Below are 20,316 nucleotides of genomic sequence, written 5' to 3'. Positions count from 1 at the left end.
GCTCAGGTGATGTCGCGGCGGACGGTCGTGACCATCGCGATCGCCGCGAACGCCAGGCCGTAGGCGAGGAGCAGCAGCGCACCGCCCCACGCGGGCAGGGTGTCGAGCGTGCCGGAGCCGCCGAACGCGGACGAGGTGAGCGTGACCGCGCGCACCGCCCCGGCCGGCAGCCACTGCCCGACCTCCGGCAGCGCGACGGTGATGATGCCCTCCACCAGCTGCACCCAGCCGACCGCCACGATGATCGCCGCGATCTGGTTGCGGATGAGCGCGCCCAGCCCCAGGCCCACCAGCGAGTACAGCGCCATGGCCAGCACCGCGCCGCCCAGGATCAGCGGGACGTCGTGGTCCAGCGGGTTGGCGGAGCCGCCCCTGATCGCCAGCGCGATGACGGCCACCACGGCGGTGACCAGCACCGTCGCCAGCCCGAAGGCCGCGCCGAACAGGAAGTAGGAGATCAGCTTGGCCACCAGCAGCCGCCCGCGCCTGGGCGTGAGCAGGAACGTCCCGGTGATGGTCTGGTGGCGGTACTCCCCGGTGATCCCCATGATGCCGAGGATCATCATGAACAGGACACCCGCGCTGGAGCTGGCGTAGAGGGCGCGCACGGTGTCGGGATCGGTGACGGGGCCGATGCCCTGCTGCCCGTTCACCTCCATCCCGGCGAACGCGACGTACACGGCCAGGCTCATCAGGCTGAAGCCCAGGCTGAGCGCCAGCATGCCCAGCCACATCCGGGTCGAGCGGATCTTCAGCAGCTCGGCGCCGATCAACCTGATCATGTCCGGTCCTCCTGTCCGGGGACGGCGGCGGCCTCCTCGGGCCGGTCGGTCTCGTCGGGCCGCGGCGTCCCGTCCGGCACGCCGGGGGCGCCCGGGGCGCCGGCGTGCGCGCTCAGCTCCGCCATGGTCAGCTCAAGGAAGATCTTCTCCAGTCCCGACCGCTCCTGGACGAGTTCGGTCAGCACGGCCTCCACGTGCAGGGCGGCCTTGCCGACCTCCTCGGGTTCGAGCCCGGTCACCAACAGCCGGTCGTCCTCGCGCCTGACCTGGCCTCCGGCGTTCTCCAGCGCGACGGCCAGCTCCGCGGCCCGCCGCGTGCGGACCCGCAGCTCGCCGCCGGTGCCGATCAGCTCGGCCAGCGGCGCGTCCCGCACCAGCCGGCCGCGGGCGACGATCACGACATGGTCGGCGGTCTGCTCGACCTCCGGCAGCACATGGCTGGAGACCAGGATGGTGCAGCCGGCCTCGGCGAGCCCGCGGAGCAGAGAGCGCAGCCAGTGCACGCCCGCCGGGTCGAGGCCGTTGGCGGGCTCGTCCAGGATGAGCACCTTCGGCTCACCGAGGACGGCGTTGGCCAGGGACAGCCGCTGCCGCATGCCGAGCGAGTACCCGGCCACCCTGCGGTCGGCGTCGCCGGTCAGCCCGGTCAGCTCCAGCACCTCGGGCACCCGGGACTCGGGGATCCCGGAGGCCGCGCAGGAGATGCGCAGATGGTCGCGGGCGCTGCGGCCGGGATGGAACCCGGTCGCCTCCAGCGCGGCGCCGACCTCGACGGCGGGACGTTCCAGCATGGCGTAGGGGCGGCCGTTGATCAGCGCGCGTCCGGCGGTCGGCTTCACCAGGCCGAGCAGCATGCGCAGCGTGGTCGTCTTCCCCGCGCCCGCCGGTCACAACCGACACACCCCAAGTTTGAACACGTGGGCTGCTGGGGGTTCTAACCCCTCCAGGAACCCACCAGACCTGGGGAGATACGCCATGGCGACCACCACCACAACCGGCGAAACCGTCCGCTTCGTAGCCCCGCACCGTGGCGGCAAGGTGCACGCGACCACGGCGGACGTGCGGGATCTGAGCCCACGGACGCTGTGTGGACGTGACGCGGCGGGCATGACCTCCACGCACGCAACCGCGCCGACATGCAAGCGGTGTGCGGGCAAGACGGACGCCGGACCGTCCGCCAAGCCCGTCCGCCGTGCGGTCCCTTCCGAGCCGACCCACGAAGCGGTCACGATGAAGCTCAGCGCGGGAGAAGCGGTTAAGGCCGCGCGGTCCGCGTGCGAGCGCGTGGTGATCTACCTGCGGCTTTCCCGGCTGGATGACGATTCCACTTCTCTCGACTCACAGGAGCGGCTTTGTCGCGCGTTCGCCACGTACAAGGGGTGGGAAGTCGTCGCTGTTCTGTCGGACGCGGACGTGTCTGGCGCACTGCCGTTCGCGGAACGAGAAGACGGCGCAAAACTCATTGCGATGATTGAGGGTCGCCAGATCGACCACGTGGTGGCGTGGAAGCTGGACCGGCTGGGCCGCAACGCCCACGAGTCGCTGGGGCTGTTCAAGCTGGCGAAGTCGCACCGCGTATCGCTGTGGACACAGGATGGGCAGGTCACGCCGGACACTATGGCGCTTGTTGCGCCCATCCTCGCGGTGGTCGCGGAGTGGGAGCGGGAGCAGATTCGGGCGCGTGTCCTTACCGCGAAGGAGACGCTACGCACCACGGGACGTTGGCCCGGCGGGAACGCGCCGTACGGAATGCGCATTTGCCCGCATCCGGACGGGACAGGCAAAGCACTGGAACCGCACCCGGAGACCGCGCCGCGCGTCCGGGAGATGGCTACCCGCATCGCAAATGGCACCCGCGTCGGGACGATCGTTGCAGAGCTGAACGATGCCGGGATCCCGTCGCCTGCCGACCAAGCGCGCATCGATAAAGGCCGTGAGCCCAAGGGGTCGAGATGGACCCAAACGGCGCTCGAAGACACCTTGACGAATCCGACCCTGACCGGCCGCCTTATGCATGACCCACGGCCAGCGGAGGACAAGGTGGATGCGGACGGGAAGCGCATCAAGCTTCCACAGTCCGAGCTACGGCCTGTGCTAGACCGTGACGGCGAACCGGTCATGGTCTCGGAAACAGCCGTTCTGTCCGATGCGGAATTGCACGCCGTGACCGCCGCGATCAAGGGGCGGTACAGGGGTCAATCCGTCCGGCAGACGGACACGCTCTTGTCGGGCGTGGTGATCTGCGACGTTTGCTCACAACCAATGCATCACAACGCGCGCCGCGATCGTGGTACCGCATCCTACCGATGCAAGAACAAGTGCGGCGTCACCATCCAACGCCACCACCTAGAGCCGTACGTCATCTCCGAAGTTCTCACCGCTCTTGGGGACCTGGAACTGCTGGAGCGCGGTCCGGAAGTCGCGAGCGTCGCCGGGGAAATCGCGGCGACCCGCACCGCGTTCCACAACGTCGCGGAGCAAATGTCGTCCGTACCGGCCGGTTCTCGCCGGGGGCGGCTGCTCGCGGACCAGCTGGAGGCGCTGGAAGCCAAGCTCGACCGGCTGGAGGCACAAGAGATGCGCGCCGGTACGGCCGAATGGGTGCCGACCGGTGAAACGTTCGCGGGCCGCTGGCAGCGCAGCGATATTCCCGCACGACGGGCGATGCTCATGGAGTACGGCGTCACGGTCGCGGTCCGGCCGTCCACGAAGCGCGGAACGCGCTATTTCGACGAGAGCCGCGTCACAATCGCCATGCGCGGCCCCGAGTGGGCCGTCATGGTGTCCGGCCCGGACGACGGCCCTGACCTTGACGCGGTGATGGCGGACATTGCGCGGGACGACCTGACGGCGGAAGAGCTGGCAGAAGTACTGGACGCTGCATAACGCGTCCCCTGACTAGGAAGGATCGACATGACCGAACACTGCACTGCCTGGCTGACAACGGATCCCTCCTGCCTGGAGCAGGAGTGTGCCGATGTCGTGGTCCTGGTCGATGAACTGCGCGGCGAGGCCGACGACTCTGACGCTTGGGCGTCTACTACCGACCTGCGGTTCAAGGCCGTAACCACCATCGACGCCAGGGACGGCGACCGCGAGGCCGCGATGTGCGAGGCGGCCGACCTACTGGAGGCTGCGGGATGGAGCCTGACCGGTGCCTGGACGGCCGTCGATACCGGGTATGTCGTCGCCGTCGAGGCCGCGTGATGCGCTGAGCGCCCCTGAGCGCGACGAACGAGCGGCCCCCGGACCCGAGAGGTTCGGGGGCCTTTGTCGTGCCCACAGAGGCCCCTACAGCCTCACGGGCGCTCCCCGCGAGGTGCGGTCCGCGCGCCACGCGGCGAACCTCCCACGCGCTACCCCGCTCGCGCCCCCGCAGAGACCCTGAGCGGCCCCCTAAGCCACGCGGACGGCCGTGCCCGTCAAGCCCACCTGACGCGGGAACGGCCGATGCGGCACGCGGACGGCCGGTGCGGACGCCGCTGACCTGCGAAGAGTGGCGATGTGGTGGTTCAGACAAAATTTCTGTTTTCACACAAAGATCTCTATGTAAATACCGGAAGTCCGTTTAAACCGTCACATCGTCACCGGCGGCGCGGCGGTACTCCCGCCCGCTACCAAGTTCGTGCGAACACCTACATGCGTGGGGGTTCTAACTTATGTAACAGGCCAGCACGCTCGCACCGTGCTCCACATGACCGGCCGCCGCTGGCCTCACAGCGGCACATCAGCCCCGTCCGGGGTGCTTCCCAGCAGGTGCGAGCTGCTGGGGGAGCGAACCGGGCGGGGCTTCTTTTTTGTGTTCCCAGCCTTCGCGGTATAGCCGCCATCCCGCTCACGACGGGAGAAGGCACTTAGCCCCGTGGCGTATGGGGACGGCGTCACGGGGCTCCACGTCCCTTGCGTCCCAGAGGAGAAGCGCCATGGGATATCCCCCTGGATACCGGCCACGGAGCCGGGACCTCATCTTTGGTCCACTACCAGAAGCACACCCCGCGATCTGCGTGTGCTCCGACGCACAACACGCTTATGAGCGCGGGTGGATCGGCTACGAAGAACTGGTCGAGCTGTTCACCGAATGGCTGCCGAGGGTCCCTCTCGGGCCTGCTCACGGATCGTTCGTCGCATTCGCGGCGTCCGTCATCAACGACCGCGTCACAATCCGCCGGATGCGGGACGGTGCCGCATGAGGACCGAGGACATTGACGCGCTGATCGCCGAGGACGAAGACGAAACTCCGGACCTGCCCGCGTACGACACGGACTCACGGCGCGAGACGGATGTCGCCGCGAAGATCGGGGCCGAATACCTGCGCGGCCGGTTCATCGCCGTAGGTGTGAACAGCTGGTACGAGTGGGATGGCCGCAGGTTTGCCCGGCTTGAATCCGATGCGCCCGTGTACGGCGCGGTGCGCGAAGCCGTAACGGATATCGCGGCGAAGGTAACCGCCGAGGAGAACGAGAGGCTTGCACGCGCGGTCGAGCGCGCGGCCGGTGACGAGGACGCGTTGAAGAACGCACAGGAAAAGCACAAGGAGGCGATGAGCTGGATCGCCGGGCTGTTCAACGTCCGGAAAATCCGGCAGGCGCTCATGGTCGCCGCGCGGGAAATGGTCTACGTCCGCGCGGAAGACCTCGACACCCGCCACGACCTGTTCAACGCGGGGAACGGCGTAGTTGACCTCCGGACCGGCGACCTGTTGCCGCACGATCCGAAATACCTCTTCACCAAGGTCAGCGAAACGGACTACGACCCGTACGCCAATCACCCCGACTGGACAGCGGCACTGGAGTCGATTCCCTCGGCGTACCGAGAAGACCTCCGGTTCCGCTTCGGATGGGCGCTGACCGGCCACCCACCTTCCGACGACGTGACACCCGTCCTCTACGGGGGCGGTGCCAATGGGAAGACCGTCCTCATGGACGGCATGATGGCCGCGATGGGCGATTTCGCGGTGCCCGTGTCGCCGAAGATGCTGTTGCAATCCGCCAATGACCACCCGACCGAGTTGATGCCGCTCAAAGGTGCGAGGCTGGCGGTCCTGGAGGAGCTTCCCGAGGGCGACTACCTGAACGTCCAGACGCTCAAGCGGATCGTCGGTACCGGCACCATCACCGCGCGGTACATTTCCGAGAATCCGGTCACCTGGAAGCCAACCCATTCGTTGTTCATCACCACCAATTACGCGGTGAAGGTGGACGCGGTGGACCACGGGTCACGGCGTCGATTCGGGAAGTTCGACTTCCCGTACACCTACGTCGAGGAGCCGTCGCCCGAACGCCCTCATGAGCGCCGAGGCGACCCCGGCTTGCGTACGCGTGTGCGCGCGGACAAAGCCGTGCACGAGGCGGCGCTGGCGTGGGCGGTTTCGGGTGTGGTTCTCGTGTACGAGAACGGCGGTGTGCTACCGCCACTGTCGCCGGAGGTTGTGGCCGCGACGGACGAGTGGTGGTACTCGGCGAACCAAGCGATCCGGTTCCTGAACGAGATGTTCATACCCGATCCGGATTTCGCGGTGTTGCGGTCGGAGGTCTTCACCGAGTTCAAGCAATGGGCATCTGACAAGGGCCGGAAAGCGTGGACGGACCAGACGTTCTGGTCCCGCGCGCTGGCTCATCCGTGGTTCGCGGACGGGACGGCCGAACGCCCCGAGAACACCATCCGGCTCAGAAGCTGGTGTGTCAGCTATCCGGACGGGAGTCCGCGCACACCGCCGGAGCGCGGGAAAGTCGTGACCGGCATTCGATTCAGGACGCCAGAAGACGACGACTGACTATCGGCCGTAATCAGCGGGTGGCGCTACGTAGCTGACCCGGGGTGACCCGGGGTTGAATGGTACCTCCTATAGGGGAGTCCCCTATAGAGAAGACCAAACTACCCCGGGTCACCCCGGGTCAGCCCGGCGACTGCTGCTGATCTACCCCGCGAACGCCCGCGAACCCCACGTTCTTCAGCGCTGCATATGAAGGAGTCCTCATTGTTCATTTACGCCCACGGCGCGCGTGCCGACGCGACGCCGCATGATATGCCGCGCACGCGACCGCAATGGCCGTGCAGGGAGGCCCAGTCGAAGCTGCCGACCTACGCGATACACGGCCATACCGGACTCTGGTTCGCCGATGGCACCCCTTATCGTCGGCGGTCGCCGAGGAGGAAGAAGAAGGAGGTAAGCCGTAACACATGAGCACCATTATGGCCGTGCTCTTTATCGTGAGTGTGGCGGTCTACGCCCTGCTCCAAGCCACCTACTGAAGGGAACAATCATGTCCGTTGATACCGACCTCCGCGCCCCCCGCCGCGACCTCCTGGGTGATCCCGAGGTGCGCAGGGCCATTGAAAAGCGCGACATGGCCAGAGAAGAACTGCGTCGCTTCGAACGCCTGAATGAAGCGCTGCTCTCCCCTAATTGGGAGAAGGTCGCCACGGAGAAGGAGATGGAGGCGACGAAGGCCGACATCGAGAAGGACGGCGCGCCCGACCCGGGTCGGCCGAATCTGATCACGCGCGCCCGCGAGGAGCGGCCCCGCGCGATCGCGCACCGCGACGTGCTCACTCAGCGCCTCCTCAAGGCCGACGCCGAGGCGTGGGAACTCGCCTACGAACGCGCCTCGAACGACGTTCCTGCGGTGCACGAGAACCTGGAAGCTGCTGCGGAAAAGTACCTGGCCATCGCTCGTGAGCTGGACGAGGCCAAGAATGACCTCGGCCGTGCGTGGAGTCGCTTGTCCGCCGTCCATTCGATCGCTCGCGGTGTGCCCTCGACCGGACCTGAAGGCGTCGGCTTGCCTGTGTCAGTCAACGGGGCCCCTAGCCCGGAGGCTGCCGTAAAGGAACTGCGACGGCTGATCGAGCAGCATTACGGCGCGCCCACGACTGAACGCCCGATCCCTGCGGTCCGGCGGCTTCAGGTGAATGGTGATCGGATCCACAGGGTGCCGCGTTCGGTCGCGCGGGATCTGGAACGCGCCTGGAAGCGGGACGGCAAGCGCGTCGATTACGTCGATGGGTTCCCGGCTGAATCTGAACTCCCGGCGGTGACCTCATGAGTTACGCGCACATCGACGCGGGCGATTTCTACGACCACCTCCGCCGGACTGGCACTTCACATGAAGAGGCGAAGAAGCTGGTGGTGCAGCTGCTCAGCGAGCAGAAGGCCGAGCGTGATGCACAAGAAGCCGCCGAGTTCGCCGCCGCGATGGAAGAGAAGCGGCCGAAGCCACCGCCCAAGCCTGAGCGCATCCCGCTCCCGGGCCGTCAGACTGTCGCTGAATTCTTCGCTGAAATGGAGGCCCGGGAGGCCAGGGAGGCCGAGGAGCAGGCCGCGCAGAAGCACACCCCGATCCCGGGCTGGCCGAAGTGACTGCGGCTCGACGGGCATGCCCCATGGATGCCGACGAGATTGCCGCGAACGTCAAAGCCACGGCAGAGCAGTTGTCGCCGCGAGAGCGCGAACGTTTTCTCTCTCGCGTATCGGCGTTGCTGGCGTGGCGGTCAATCCGTCGAGCCGATCTGCGGGCCGATAGGCGGCGGCTGTACGCGAACTACGCGGGGTCCGGCAAGCGCTAATGGCCCCTGTACGGCGCTCAGCGCCCCGCTGAACGGCTGTCAGGCCGAGGGTGTAGGAGGAGTTGGGTCTGCGCGTTCGAACGCGTTAGAGCGCGAATGGCGGACGCGTGGACCCGCTCCTCCGCCTGCCCGGTGGGCGGGAGGCGTCCGCGATGGTGCTGAAGCTTCGACGCGAACGAATCGAACAACTGATCTTCGTCACGGAGCGTAGCGGAGGCCCCTTCGGGGGAGGGGGTCGGCCCTCAATGCCTAGGGAACGGCAACGGTAGGGTTAGCAGCTGTGGTCGGTTGCGTCGTATTCGGCCTGAATTTTGGACAAAAGCACTGATCAGCGCGTCGTGTGCCCGTAATTGTGGCGTCGATCGCCCGGACGAAAGGTAACTACCGTGAGTGAAGATAAGCGCCCGGAACCGGCACTAGAAAAGCTCGGACCGCGCGGGGTGCGACTCTGGAATCGTGTCACCGAGGAGTTTGATCTACGCCCCGACGAGTTGGAGATCCTGTCCGCCGCGTGCCGGACCGTCGATCACATTAGCGCGATGGAGGCCGCGCTGGAAGGTCAAGAGCTTACAGTTCGTGGGTCACAAGGCCAGCCTGTGATTAACCCCCTCTTGGCCGAACTACGCTTTTACCGATCCGCGCTAGCCTCGCACCTCCGCGCTCTGCGTATCCCAGACGACGAAGAAGGTACGCCCGTGGTGCCGATCGGCGAACGCCGCAAGATGACCCGATCCGAGGCTGGGCGGGTAGCCGCGAGGGCGCGGTGGGCACGATGAGACGCAAGACTCGTGATGACGGACGACCACAGCTGCCCGCGTGGCTTGATCCGCAGATAGGTGTCAAGTGCCTGGAAGCGGAAATCATTGGCTCACCGGACCTCGACTTTCTCCGTAAACTGGAGAAGCGGGTAGAACAGTGGTGTGTTAACAATGACGTAGAGCTACACCCGGACTGGGGCGGCAAATCGCCGCACAGGTGGGCCATTGATGACACCGGCCGGAACGTGGTCCCGAATCCGAGTTACAGCGGTTAACGCGCCTGAGCTGCGTCGATTACATCTCGCCGCCGTGCCGTTCACACAGCGCTTTCCGTGACGACACAGGGGTGACAACATGGTGTCGTCGAGTTGACATTCGCGCGGTGCCGCTGTGTCAACGCGTTGACATTTACACACGCCCCGATGACGCCGGGGTTTACGATCCACATCAGGAGTTAACAATGTCACTCGAACTAGCTGTCACTACCGCGATCGCCCTTGACAACTTGCCGGAGCGGGCTTGCCGCGTCTGCGGTGAGGTCAAAGGTCCGGCGCAATTCCCGAAGAACGCACGCAGTCGTGACGGGCTGGACAGCCGGTGTAAGGCGTGTGCCGTTGCGCAGAACGCCCGCTACCGCGCGAAAAACGCAGCTAAGAACGTGACCCAGGATGCCGCCGCGATCGCGAACCTGCCGGAGCGTAAATGCACGGGGTGCGGTGAGGTGAAGAATTCGGCGCAATTCCCGAAGGACGCGAGCAAGCGTGACGGGCTCCGCAGCCGGTGTAAGGCATGTAACGCCGCGCGGACCGCCCGCTGGCGCGCGGAGCACAAGAGCGACCAGGAGTACCACCGGAAGGAGCGCGAGCGAAACGCCCGCTACCGCGAGGAGCACCGCGAGAAGCTACGCGAGCAACGCGCCCGCCGCCGCGCCAAGAACGTCGCCGCAAACGCCGTGCGAGACCCGTATGCAGATCCGACGCCTAAGCACTGTCCGGGGTGCAACCGAGACCTCCCGCGCGCCAAGTTCTCCCGCAACACCACGCGATCGGACGGTCTCCGCGATCAATGCCGCGAATGTGCTTCCCGGAGCGCGTCCGACTGGGCGCGGAACAATCCCGAGAAGGCACGCGCCTATGCCCGGCGTCGTCGCGCACTAAAGGCCCTTGTCCCGCACATCCCCTACGACGCGGAACCGCTTTACTCCGCGCCGTGCTACCTCTGCGGGGCTCCCGCCGACGCGGTCGAGCACTTTTATCCGCTGGCGAGGTGGTGGGATCCGCGAACGGCGGACGCGGGGTTCAACGTGCTGCCGGTGTGCACCTCGTGCAATTCCAGCAAGCGCGACCGCGACCCACTGGAGCACTGGGCTTCGCGTGGCTACCGCCCATTCGACCGCGTGGTGTTCGCGGACCCGCGCGAGTGGATGAGCGATCCGGACTACATAGTGGTCTACGACATCGAATGAGAGACGCCCCCGGGCTTCGGCTCGGGGGCGTTTTCTTGTGCCCTCGCACTTGTGCAGCGCTGCTCAATCCGGGTCGCGGGGAAACGTGCCCCGTCCGCGAACGCCGTAGATCAGTCCCTCGGCCTTGAGCACGTCCAGGGCGGCAACGGCCGTCCCGCGCGTGACGCCGAACTCGTCCGCGATGGCACGCGCTGACGGCATGCGCTTACCGGGCGCGTACGTCCCGTCCGCGATGCGTCCACGCAGGATCGCGGCTATCTGCTGGAACAGTGGTGTTGGGCCGTCAAGGTCGAGCACGTGTACAACGCTACTGACCAGGGGCGATAGCTGGACATCGCGGGGCATCGGTGTACACCGCTGGACTGCGCTGGGCAAGTTTGGGACGCTGGACAGCACATGACAAGCGCCCCGCCCGACCGTGGGACCGGCAGGGCGGGGCTAGGACGACCGCCTACAGGGAGGCGAACGACCATGGCAGACAAGCCTACGGCGCAGGTGTCGCGCAGATGGACCACACCGGCGCGGACGGGTGACTACTGGACAGCACGGCTCACGGTGCCGCTCTCATCCCGCGAGGTCCGAGCAGGACTAGAATCGATCGTGTTCGGACCCGACGCGCACGCGTGCGCGCGGGAGGCCCGCCGTCAGGACCGCGTTTGGTGCGAGTTCCCGCTGAAGACACGCGACAGGGACGGAGCGCGGCGGCGGGTGGCGTTCCTTGCGGGTGCGGACGTATCCGGCACGGCGGACGGGGGCGCGGCATGACGGCGCTCGCGATGGCCCTGCTCATCGTCGGTGTGGCACTGGTGACCGGGTCAGGAACGATGCTCATCGCGTCCCACCGCCGTCGTGGCTACGTCGGTAGGCACCGCGCCACATGGTGACGCTCCCCTAGACGGCCGTCCCACACCGCCATCCACCGTCGGCCCCCGCGATGTGGGGCGGCCAAGGCCCCGCTTCTGTGTGCTGAGCACGGGAGCGGGGCCTTCTCGTGTCCCGTCCGCGTGATCGGTGCTACCTTGGAGGCTCTTGGGTGTGCCGGTTAAGACCAGTGCCGTTGGGGCCGAGGAAGCCCGTGACCATTCCGGGACGGGCCGTGAAGCTCAGCCCGTCCACGGCGCGGACCGGGCCGAAGTGCTTGGCGAGGCCCTCGATTGAGATCATGCGGCCATCATTCCAGCCGTGATGACCAGAGATGACCAGGATGTCCGCCGCCCGGGACGCGCCCGTACCGGACCAACCCGCGCCGGATCAGCCCGAGTCGGCCGCCACGCGCACGCCGAATCCGATCAGCGCCACGCCGGTCGCCCGTCCCAGCGCGCGGCGGACCCCGGGCCGCTCGACCAGCGACCGTGCCCTGGCCAGCAGGCCGGCGTACCCGCCCAGCCAGGCCACCGACAGCGCCGCGTGCAGCAGGACCAGCAGCGCCATGCCCGGCGCGACGGGCAGGCCGTCGGGAACCAGGGCCGGCAGCAGGCCGACGTAGAACACCGCGATCTTGGGGTTGAGCGCGTTGGTGACCAGCCCCGTCCAGTAGGCGCCGCCCGCGCCGCCCGCCCGGGACTCCTCAGGCGGTACGGAACCGCGGCGGTTGTCCCACAGTGCCCGCGCGCCCAGGAAGACCAGATAGCCCGCTCCAAGGAGCTTGACGACGAGGTACGCCTCCGCCGAGGCCGCCAGGACGGCGGCGAGCCCGGCGATGGCGCACAGCCCCCACACCAGCAGGCCGGACACGATGCCCGCCATCGCCCGCAGCGCGTCGGACCTCCCCCGGGCGATCGCGCGCTGCGTCACGACCGCCATGTCGGGCCCCGGGAGAACGGTCAGCAAGGCGAGCACGCCCGCGGCGGCCACCATCTGCGTCCACATGGGGCGATTCTGCACGGAAAGGGATGCGCGGCGAAGACCTGGATCGTTCCGGTGAGCAGGACGCCCCGCTTAAGCGCGGCGGGCCGGGCTGGGAGAGTTCGCACCGTGAACGTGAGACCGCTCCTCGACACCCCGCCGGCGGTGCCGGGTGCCTGAGTCCTGGGACGCGGCCGGGGAGGCCCGCCGGACGTACCGCCCGGACGGGCCGTACCGGCTGTTCGTCGCGGGCGAGTGGGTGAACGCACGCGCGGCGTTCGAGGCCGTGGACCCGACCGTGGGAACGGCCTGGGCCGAGCTTCCCGAGGCGGGGCCGGAACAGGTCGAGGACGCGGTCGCGGCGGCGCGCAAGGCGTTCACCGGCTGGCGCCGGTCGAGCCTGGCGACGCGCCAGGAGGCGCTGTGGCGGATGGCCGACCGGATCGAGGCCGACCCGGACCGGTGGGCGGTGCTGCTGGCGACCGAGGGGGGCCTGCCGGTCCGGGAGTCCTACTTCTCGGACGTCCCGGCCTGCGTCGCGGCGCTGCGCCTGTTCTCCGGGCTGGCCAGGGGCGTCAAGGGCGAGCAGGTGCCGATCGAGGACCCGCACGGCATGGCGTACACGGTGCGGTCGCCGCTCGGCGTGCTCACCGTCCGGGTGCCGTGGAACGCGCCACTGGTGGCGCTCGCCGAGCAGATCGCGCCCGCGCTCGCCGCGGGGAACACGATGGTGGTGCATCCCGCGGGACGGGCGTCGGCGACCGTGCTGGAGTTCGCCCGCGCCGTCGAGGACCTGCTGCCGTCCGGCGTCCTCAACGTGGTGACCGGCGTGGACGAGCGCGTCGGGGCGTGCCTGGACGCGCACCCCGGCACGCTGCGGATCGGGCGTCCCCGCACGTCGCGGGCCGGCCGGACCGGCGGCGCGATGGTGGTGTTCGAGGACGCCGACCTGGACGCGGCCGTCATCGACGCGCTGACGGGGATGTGCACGGCGGGCGGCGAGGCGGGCGGGACGCCGTCCCGGATGATCGTGCACGAGTCGGTGCGCGAGGAGTTCGCCGGGCGGCTGGCGGCGACGGCCGGGGCCGTCGTGCTGGGCGACCCCCTTGAGCTGTCCACCGAGATGGGACCGATGATCTCGGCGGAACGCCGGGAGGAGGTGCGCGGCGCCATCCGGCGGGCGCTGGACGCGGGGGCCCGGCTGGTGGCGGGCGGTGAGCCGTCCGGGCTGCCGCCCGCTCTGGCCGGCGGGTTCTTCCACGCGCCGACCCTGCTGGCCCGCCCGGACGGCGGCGAGGTCGCCGGGCCGCCGCCGCCCGGCCCCGTCGCCGTGATCGAGTCCTTCGAGGACGAGTGGGCGGCCGTGGAGCGGGTCAACGCGGCGGCCTCCGGGCGCGCCGCCGGAGTGTGGACGGCCGACCTCGCCCGGGGGCACCGCATCGCCCGCGAACTGGACGCCGGGATCGTCTGGATCAACCGGTGGTTCGACCGTCCGGCCGGGTTCCCGTCCGACACCGCCGCGGGACCCGCCCCCGGGCACGAGTTCGGCGAGCGGATGCTGGCCCGCTACAGCACCGCCAAGATCATCAGTGTGGATCTCGGCTCGCGCCGCCCTCCGCTGTGGGGCGGCGGCGCCCTCACCGAGTAGCCCGCGGGCCCGGCGCCCCGTCCGGGACGCTCACAGCGCCTGGACGCTCACAGGACCTGGCGGAGCGAGCGGGTGATGCCCATGCCCGCCGTGCGGAGCGCGCCCGACAGCTTGGCCGGGTCCATCCGGTACGTCGGCCCGGTGATCGACAACGCGCCGACCAGGGTCGATCCGCGGCCGAACACCGGAACGGCCGTGCTCATGTACCCGAGCCTGGTCTCCTCCGCCTCGATCGCCATCCGCTCCACGCGCACGCGGTCGAGCTGGGCGCGCAGCCGGGCGGGCGAGGTGATGGTGTGCCGGGTGAGCGGCTTCAGGCCGTTGCGCACGACATCGGCGAACAGGGAGGCGGGCCCGAAGGCCAGGATCACCTTGCCGGTGGCGGTGCAGTACAGCGGAAGCCGCCCCGCCACGCGGGACTGCTCGCTCAGCCCCCGATGCGCCAGGATCTTCTCCAGGTACAGGACCTCCAGGCCGTCATGGATGGCGAAGTGGATGGTCTCCTGGGTGGCCAGCAGCAGGTCCTCCATGTACGGCTGGGCGACCTCGCGCAGGATCCGCTGCCGGTGCACCCGCTGCCCGATCTCGAACAGCCGCAGGCCGAGCCGGTAGTCGCAGCCGTCCCGTTCGAGCAGTCCCCACTCCACCAGCTCCTGCGCGAGCCGGTGCACGGTCGCCTTGGCGACGCCGGTGCGCCGGACCAGATCGGCCAGCGACAGGCTGGCGTCCTCGGCGGTGAACGCCTCGATGATCAACTGGGCCTTGCCGAGAACGGAGTTCATCGGGTCGGGACCCAGGCCCCGCCGCGGCGCCGAGGCCCGGGTCGTACGGGCGTGGTCGATCGAAACGACGGTCAAGACAGGAACCTCACGATCACATCGCAGACCTCTGGGGAACGCTGTTCCATCAAAGGAACCATGCCGCCCTCGATCACCGCTACGGTCGCCCTGTTAAGTTGCGATGACAATACCCGCAGGTCAGGGAACACGAAAGGGTCCGCGGAGGCGCCCAGACACAGCGTCCGGCAGCGGACGAGGCCGATCCTGTCCTCCATCCGGTACCGCGCGACGGCCTCGTGCCCCTTCTCCACGTCGTCGCCGAGGACCAGCGCGTCACGAACGAATCGGGTGAGCAGATCGGGCCGTCCGGGCGGGTAGTACGGCTGTCTCCGGCCCCACAGCTCGGTCAGGTGCCTCCCCTCGGGGTCGGGCTCGACCGCGTCGATGGCCGGCCGGTTCTCACGGGCCTTGCGCGCGTCGGCGTCCACGTACGGCGTGGACGAGAGCACCAGGGCGGAGATCCGCTCCGGGGCGCGGGCCGCCACCTCGACGGCCACCACACCGCCGGTGTGGTGGCCGACCAGGGCGGTCTCCGCCAGGCCCAGCGCGTCGAGGAACTCCACGACGGTGGCCGCGTAGGTCTCGATCGAGTGGTCGGCCAGCGGCGCGGAGGCGCCGAAGCCGATGGTGTCCATCGCGATCGCCCGGTGGGTACGGCCCAGCAGCGGCAGCACCTCGCGGTACTCGTCCCAGGACCGGGGCGTCTGGTGGAGCAGCACGACCGGCGGGCCGTCGCCGCACTCGGCGTAGTGGACCTGGCCCCGCGAGGTGTCGGCGTACCCGAAGCGGATCATGAGGCTTCGGCCAGGAAGGCGAGGCTCAGGGGGTTGTACAGCTCGGGCCTCTCATGCTGGGGCCAGTGGCCGCAGTCGTTGAACACCTCCAGCCTCGCCCCCGGGATCGCCGCCGCGATCGCCTCCGCCTCGGGGACGCCGCCCAGCGGGTTCTTGTTGCCCCAGACCACCAGCGTCGGCGCCTTGATCGTCGCCATCCGGTCCGGGCGGAGCAGGTTGCGCTCGCGCGCCTCCACCTCCTGCAGGGCCAGCAGGTTGTGCAGGTTCGCCGTGAAGTCGGGACGGTGGTAGATGTCGAACCGGACGTCGGCGATCTCGTCCCCGAGCTGCTCGTCCCAGGTCGCCCACAGCAGCCGCAGCCGCTCCTTGGTGAAGGACGGGTCCTCCTGCTCGACCGCGGCCCGGGTGGTGGTCTTCAGCCGCTCCATCACCTGCGGGTTGATCTTCGTGCCGCCCATGCAGAGCAGTTGCAGCGAGATGACGCGGTCGGGCCGCTCACTGGCCGCCCACGACGCGACCCAGCCGCCCAGCGACTCGCCCACCAGATGCGCCCGCTCGGCGCCGACGGCGTCCATGTAGGCCCACAGGTGCTCGACATAGGCGGGGATCTCGCCGGGACGGTCGGGCTTGCCGGTGTAGCCGTGGCCCAGCATGTCGATGGCGTGGCACCGGTAGCGCTCGGCGTGTGAGGGGATGTTGCGGACGAACGCCTCCAAGTGCCCGGTCGTGCCGTGCAGGAAGATCACATGCTCGCCGTCCTCCGGCCCGGCCTGGAGCGCGCGGGTGCGCACTCCGCCCGCGTCCACGTAGGCGTGGCGGTAGTCGACGTCGACCAGTTCGGTCCAGATGCTCATGCGTCGCCTTTCGGGTTCAACTGGTGGCGGGGTCGAGGACGGCCACGGCCATACCGGTCAGCCACTCGGGGATGACCTCGTACGACAGCCGCCGTCCGGGGACGTGGTCGAGCAGGGCCGCCATGAGCAGCCAGGTGCGCAGCTCCTGGGCGCCGTTGCCGGCGATCTCCTCCAGGCTCTGGGTGGTGTGCGCGGTGAGCCCGGCGGCCTCGCCGCGCTCCAGCAGGCCCAGGAACTCCTCGTCGAACTCGGGGTTGATCGCGGCCTCGGCGGCACGGATGATCTGCCGCCGCCGGGCGTCGTAGTCCTGCCAGTTGTCGCGGCCGTTGAGCCAGGCGCCGACCATGAACTCCTCGTCGTCGCCGTGCGGGTCGCGCCAGTCCGGCCAGGGCAGGCGGTGCGAGAGCCCGCCGGACCCGATCACCGCGACCCTGCGCCCGCCGGGGAACGCCAGCACCGCCTCGCGGATGGCGCGGCCGAGGCGCTCGCAGCGTTCGAGGGTCGGCAGCGGGTGCGCGAACACGTTCACCACCAGCGGGACGATCTCCACGTCCAGCCCGTCCAGCAGGTACTGGATCGCGTGCGACTGGCCGTGGTCGATCTGGAGCCGGGCGGAGAAGGCCACGTCGAACCGGCCGCCCTCCACCAGCGCGTCCGCGATGTGCTGTGCCAGCGGCACGTCCACCGGTTGCGGGCCCTTGGGCGTCCCGGACTCCCCGCTGGCCAGGCACTCCCCGACCCCGATGGTGAAGCTCGGGATCAGGTCCAGCCAGAACCCCCGGAAGTGGTTGGAGCCCACCACGATCACCGTGTCGGGCCGGGCCTTGGCGATCTCGTCGCGCGCCGCGTACAGCGCGTCCCTGAACCGCTCCGCCCGGTCCTTGTGGACGGTCTCCTCCCAGTGGGTGTTCATCAGCGTGGAGTGGGAGGCCCCCACGCCCAGCACGATCTCGGTCATACGAGGGCTCCTTCGGCCGAGGCGGCATGGGCGGCCACCTCGTCCCGCGTACGGGTGACGGTGTCGATGGCCGTGCGGACCAGGAGGCGGGTGAGCCGCTCCATCTCGCGGACGTCCACGGCGTTCATGCCGAACGGGAAGTCGATCTCGCGCGGCGCCTCGGTGATCTTCGGCATGCCGATCCGCACCGTGGGCACGCCCCGGTTCCGCAGGATGTTGGCGTCGGTGGCGCCGCTGTTGCCGCGGATCACCTCGTGCGGGCGTCCCTCGAACGCCTCCCAGGCGGCGACGGCGCTGCGGCACACCCAGCCGTCCGGATCCGACGCGGTGCCGGGGATGGCCAGGATCATCTCGGCGTCCACGTCCAGGCCGGGGGTGCCGGCGCGGATCGCGTCGAGCGCGGCCATGAACTCCCGCTTGGCCGCCATCGGCGACGTCCCCGGGCCGATCCGCAGGTCCACCCGCAGCACGCAGGCGGCGGGGGTCACCGCCGCCATCCGCGGCCAGCCGCCGCGGATCGACGCCACGACGCCCTGCGGCGCCACCGTCCCCTCGGTGTGCCGCTCGGCGTACTCGGCGAACCACTCCTCCAGGCGCTGCGCGACCAGCCCGGCCCGCGCGATGGCGTTGCCGTACGGCAGCCGGTGCCGCGATCCCACGTAGGTGTGGGTGCCGCGCACGGTGACCTCGAACCAGACGAGCCCGACCTCGTCCCAGGAGACCGTCCAGCCCGGCTTGGCGATCACGGCGTAGTCGGCCCACACCCCCTGCTCCAGCAGGAACGAGCAGCCCGCGCCCTGCCCGGTGTTGCGCCGTGTCCCGGACGGGCGGGCGTTGGTGGGCATGCCGCCGGCGCCGAACGCGGCGATCAGGTCGCCGGTCAGCGGGATCCCGGCCCGCGCGATCGCCTCGGCCGCCATCATCACGCACGCGGCGTGCCCCTTGGGATTGGACGCGCCCAGGCCCACCACCAGATCGCCGTCCACCACCGCGCGGGGACGCATGTCGGGCCGCAGCTCGGGCCCGATCCAGGGGACGTCCTCGTCCTCCTCCCCCACGGTCAGGGTGTCGATCGGCGCGTACAGCATCAGGTCGGGGCCGGTGCCGTCGCCGTCCAGCCGCGCCCAGGCGTTGGCCTGCCGGTCGTCCAGCGGCTGCACGCGGGCCGGGCAGCCCGCGGCGTCCAGGGTGGCGGCGATGTGCCCGGCCAGCGGTCCCTCGTCGCCCGTCGGGCTCGGCACGTCCACCAGGCCGCGGACCAGCTCGCGCAGCCGGCCGGGGGTGACGTGCCGCCACGCCGACTCGACCCAGCCGCGCCTGCGGTCGTCCAGCCCGGCCAGCCCGTCGGTCATTGACCGATCCTGTGGACCTGCGTGCGGCTGGTCCGGGCGATCCAGCGCCACACCGCCGGGATCGCCACGGCCAGCACGGCACCGGCGATCATCGCGGGCAGGATGCGCTTCACGATCCTCACCTCTTCCTACCTCTTCTTCGGCTTGGGAGCGGGGGCGACGCCGCAGTCGGCGAGCTTCTTGGCGTACTCCTCCTGGCTCAGCGCGCGCCAGGCGGTCAGCGAGACGTCGGGGCGGTAGAGCTTCTCGGGCGGGGCGTCGGTGACGTCGACCATCCAGGCGTCCTGGGCGGAGAACTGGCCGTGGAACAGCCAGCGGATGGCCCCCAGGTACTTGGCGTAGAAGCGGAGGGTGTGCCAGCCCTCGGTGAAGTTGACCATCACCCCGACATAGCGGTGGTTGTCCGAGTCCACCGGGACGTAGAACTCGTAGTGGATGAAGTTGGGGTAGGCGATGCGGAGCACGCCCGGCATCGACAGGGACGCGAAGCCGGGGAACTTCTGCGCCTCGATCGTCGGGTCCACGCGCTTCGGCTTGCCGGTGTTGCCGATGTTGAAGGTCTCCTTGGGCGGCGACATCTTCCACCAGCGCTTGTTGGTCCAGCGCCCCACGCCCGGGAAGTCGGCCTCCCAGTGCACCTCGTCCTGCACCCGGTAGATCCAGCGGCCCTGGGGGACGATCCGTGTCACGTTCCAGGTGGGCATCGGCTTGAACAGCCGCCACAGCGACGTTCTGTGCAGGTACTTGGCGTGACCTTCGTCGAAGCCGTTCTCGCAGGCGAACCGCCAGTTGCCGCGCCGGGGGTCGATCCGCCCGCCCATCACGAACGGGTTGGCGACCAGCTCCTCGGGAAGCTGCTCGTCGATCGGGTGCGGCTCCTCGCCGGCGACCGGGATGTACACCCACACCATGCCGAGGCGCTCCTCGACGGGATAGGTCCGCACGCCGACCTTCCCGCAGATCCGCGAGTCGGGGCCATCGGTGATCACCGCGGCCAGCCGCCCGCTGGCCAGGTCGAACGTCCAGCCGTGGTAGGGGCAGCTGATCGTGCCGGGGAACTGCTGGTCGCCCTCCGACAGCGGCACCCCCCGGTGCGGGCAGCGGTCGTGCAGCGCGTACGCCTTCCCCGCGTCCCGGACGAGCACGATCTTGTCGCCGCAGATCGTGTACGAACGGGGGTTCCCGGTGATGTGGCTCGACCAGGTCACCGGATACCAGTAGCCGCGGAAGCCCTCGGCCGCCGCCTCGTAGTGGGGCCACGACGACCAGTCCTGGCGCCCCGGTGCCCCGACCGGGCGTCGCGCCCGGGGCGCGGCCTTGGGATCGAGGGATTCCCCACCCGTCATCTGCAAGTCCTCCTGCTCACCGAACCCTGTTTCGAGCCGTGCGCCCCGAGCATCCGTCCCGACCGGCCCGTTCGCCTATGGACTCGTCCCGCTCAGCAGACCGCGACCG

The 20,316-nt window shown here is 69.2% G+C and carries 18 protein-coding genes and 1 pseudogene; 7 read left to right on the top strand and 12 right to left on the bottom strand.

The window, feature by feature from the left end:
• Positions 1–2 precede the first annotated feature (2 nt).
• Together ACGWYJ_RS02705 and ACGWYJ_RS02700 are read right to left on the bottom strand one after the other, a co-directional pair.
• The gene (locus ACGWYJ_RS02705) at positions 3–782 is read right to left on the bottom strand and encodes an ABC transporter permease (protein ID WP_395103885.1); all 780 of its coding nucleotides are present in this window, start codon (positions 780–782) and stop codon (positions 3–5) included.
• Positions 779–1,654, bottom strand: a pseudogene (locus ACGWYJ_RS02700) (ATP-binding cassette domain-containing protein); the annotation flags it as partial. The pseudogene ACGWYJ_RS02700 and the gene ACGWYJ_RS02705, both read right to left, overlap by 4 nt.
• A gap of 103 nt (positions 1,655–1,757) precedes the next feature.
• On the opposite strand from ACGWYJ_RS02700, the gene ACGWYJ_RS02695 reads away from it, so the two are divergent.
• The 6 genes from ACGWYJ_RS02695 to ACGWYJ_RS02670 all read left to right on the top strand — a co-directional run bounded on the left by ACGWYJ_RS02695 (position 1,758) and on the right by ACGWYJ_RS02670 (position 10,571).
• Complete coding sequence (locus tag ACGWYJ_RS02695) at positions 1,758–3,668, top strand: recombinase family protein (protein ID WP_395103883.1); 1,911 nt, start codon at positions 1,758–1,760, stop codon at positions 3,666–3,668.
• A gap of 27 nt (positions 3,669–3,695) precedes the next feature.
• On the top strand, positions 3,696–3,989 hold the full coding sequence (locus ACGWYJ_RS02690; RefSeq protein WP_395103882.1) for a hypothetical protein: 294 nt from the start codon (positions 3,696–3,698) through the stop codon (positions 3,987–3,989).
• Positions 3,990–4,968: 979 nt separating this feature from the next.
• On the top strand, positions 4,969–6,555 hold the full coding sequence (locus ACGWYJ_RS02685) for a phage/plasmid primase, P4 family (protein WP_395103881.1): 1,587 nt from the start codon (positions 4,969–4,971) through the stop codon (positions 6,553–6,555).
• A gap of 490 nt (positions 6,556–7,045) precedes the next feature.
• Positions 7,046–7,828, top strand: coding sequence for a hypothetical protein (locus ACGWYJ_RS02680; protein WP_395103880.1), 783 nt, complete (start codon positions 7,046–7,048; stop codon positions 7,826–7,828).
• Positions 7,825–8,142, top strand: a complete 318-nt coding sequence (locus ACGWYJ_RS02675; RefSeq protein WP_395103879.1) for a hypothetical protein — start codon at positions 7,825–7,827, stop codon at positions 8,140–8,142. Before ACGWYJ_RS02680 ends, ACGWYJ_RS02675 begins: the two co-directional genes overlap by 4 nt.
• Before the next feature lie 1,424 nt (positions 8,143–9,566).
• Positions 9,567–10,571 (top strand): hypothetical protein, encoded by a 1,005-nt coding sequence (locus ACGWYJ_RS02670; RefSeq protein WP_395103878.1) that lies wholly within the window; start codon positions 9,567–9,569, stop codon positions 10,569–10,571.
• 63 nt (positions 10,572–10,634) lie between these two features.
• On the opposite strand, the gene ACGWYJ_RS02665 is transcribed toward ACGWYJ_RS02670, so the two are convergent.
• From ACGWYJ_RS02665 to ACGWYJ_RS02655, 3 genes are all read right to left on the bottom strand, one after another.
• Positions 10,635–10,868 (bottom strand): GntR family transcriptional regulator, encoded by a 234-nt coding sequence (locus tag ACGWYJ_RS02665; protein WP_395103877.1) that lies wholly within the window; start codon positions 10,866–10,868, stop codon positions 10,635–10,637.
• A 717-nt stretch (positions 10,869–11,585) separates the two neighbouring features.
• Complete coding sequence (locus ACGWYJ_RS02660) at positions 11,586–11,735, bottom strand: hypothetical protein (RefSeq protein WP_395103876.1); 150 nt, start codon at positions 11,733–11,735, stop codon at positions 11,586–11,588.
• 87 nt (positions 11,736–11,822) lie between these two features.
• Positions 11,823–12,440 (bottom strand): LysE family translocator, encoded by a 618-nt coding sequence (locus ACGWYJ_RS02655; protein WP_395103875.1) that lies wholly within the window; start codon positions 12,438–12,440, stop codon positions 11,823–11,825.
• A gap of 148 nt (positions 12,441–12,588) precedes the next feature.
• Here ACGWYJ_RS02655 and ACGWYJ_RS02650 point away from each other — a divergent pair, with 148 nt between their 5' ends.
• Positions 12,589–14,064: an aldehyde dehydrogenase family protein gene (locus ACGWYJ_RS02650; RefSeq protein WP_395103874.1), complete on the top strand. Its 1,476-nt coding sequence runs from the start codon at positions 12,589–12,591 to the stop codon at positions 14,062–14,064.
• A 47-nt stretch (positions 14,065–14,111) separates the two neighbouring features.
• Here the strand turns inward: ACGWYJ_RS02650 and ACGWYJ_RS02645 are convergent, their stop codons facing one another.
• The 7 genes from ACGWYJ_RS02645 to ACGWYJ_RS02615 are packed head-to-tail and all read right to left on the bottom strand — an operon-like array spanning position 14,112 to position 20,207.
• Positions 14,112–14,921, bottom strand: a complete 810-nt coding sequence (locus tag ACGWYJ_RS02645; protein ID WP_285699908.1) for an IclR family transcriptional regulator — start codon at positions 14,919–14,921, stop codon at positions 14,112–14,114.
• The gene (locus ACGWYJ_RS02640) at positions 14,918–15,697 is read right to left on the bottom strand and encodes an alpha/beta fold hydrolase (RefSeq protein WP_395103873.1); all 780 of its coding nucleotides are present in this window, start codon (positions 15,695–15,697) and stop codon (positions 14,918–14,920) included. Before ACGWYJ_RS02640 ends, ACGWYJ_RS02645 begins: the two co-directional genes overlap by 4 nt.
• Positions 15,694–16,551, bottom strand: coding sequence for an alpha/beta fold hydrolase (locus ACGWYJ_RS02635; RefSeq protein ID WP_395103872.1), 858 nt, complete (start codon positions 16,549–16,551; stop codon positions 15,694–15,696). The genes ACGWYJ_RS02640 and ACGWYJ_RS02635 overlap by 4 nt, the downstream gene beginning before the upstream one ends.
• A gap of 16 nt (positions 16,552–16,567) precedes the next feature.
• Complete coding sequence (locus ACGWYJ_RS02630; protein ID WP_285699904.1) at positions 16,568–17,509, bottom strand: hypothetical protein; 942 nt, start codon at positions 17,507–17,509, stop codon at positions 16,568–16,570.
• Positions 17,506–18,861, bottom strand: coding sequence for a M20 family metallopeptidase (locus tag ACGWYJ_RS02625; RefSeq protein WP_395103871.1), 1,356 nt, complete (start codon positions 18,859–18,861; stop codon positions 17,506–17,508). The genes ACGWYJ_RS02630 and ACGWYJ_RS02625 overlap by 4 nt, the downstream gene beginning before the upstream one ends.
• Complete coding sequence (locus ACGWYJ_RS02620) at positions 18,858–18,983, bottom strand: hypothetical protein (protein ID WP_395103870.1); 126 nt, start codon at positions 18,981–18,983, stop codon at positions 18,858–18,860. The genes ACGWYJ_RS02625 and ACGWYJ_RS02620 overlap by 4 nt, the downstream gene beginning before the upstream one ends.
• Positions 18,984–18,989: 6 nt before the next feature.
• Positions 18,990–20,207, bottom strand: a complete 1,218-nt coding sequence (locus ACGWYJ_RS02615; protein ID WP_395103869.1) for a Rieske 2Fe-2S domain-containing protein — start codon at positions 20,205–20,207, stop codon at positions 18,990–18,992.
• Positions 20,208–20,316: the final 109 nt, after the last annotated feature.

This window comes from Actinomadura sp. SCN-SB (assembly GCF_043906805.1).
Lineage (GTDB): Bacteria > Actinomycetota > Actinomycetes > Streptosporangiales > Streptosporangiaceae > Spirillospora.
The sequence above is the reverse complement of the archived record's forward strand: the minus strand, read 5'-3'. Positions and strand labels throughout refer to the sequence as shown.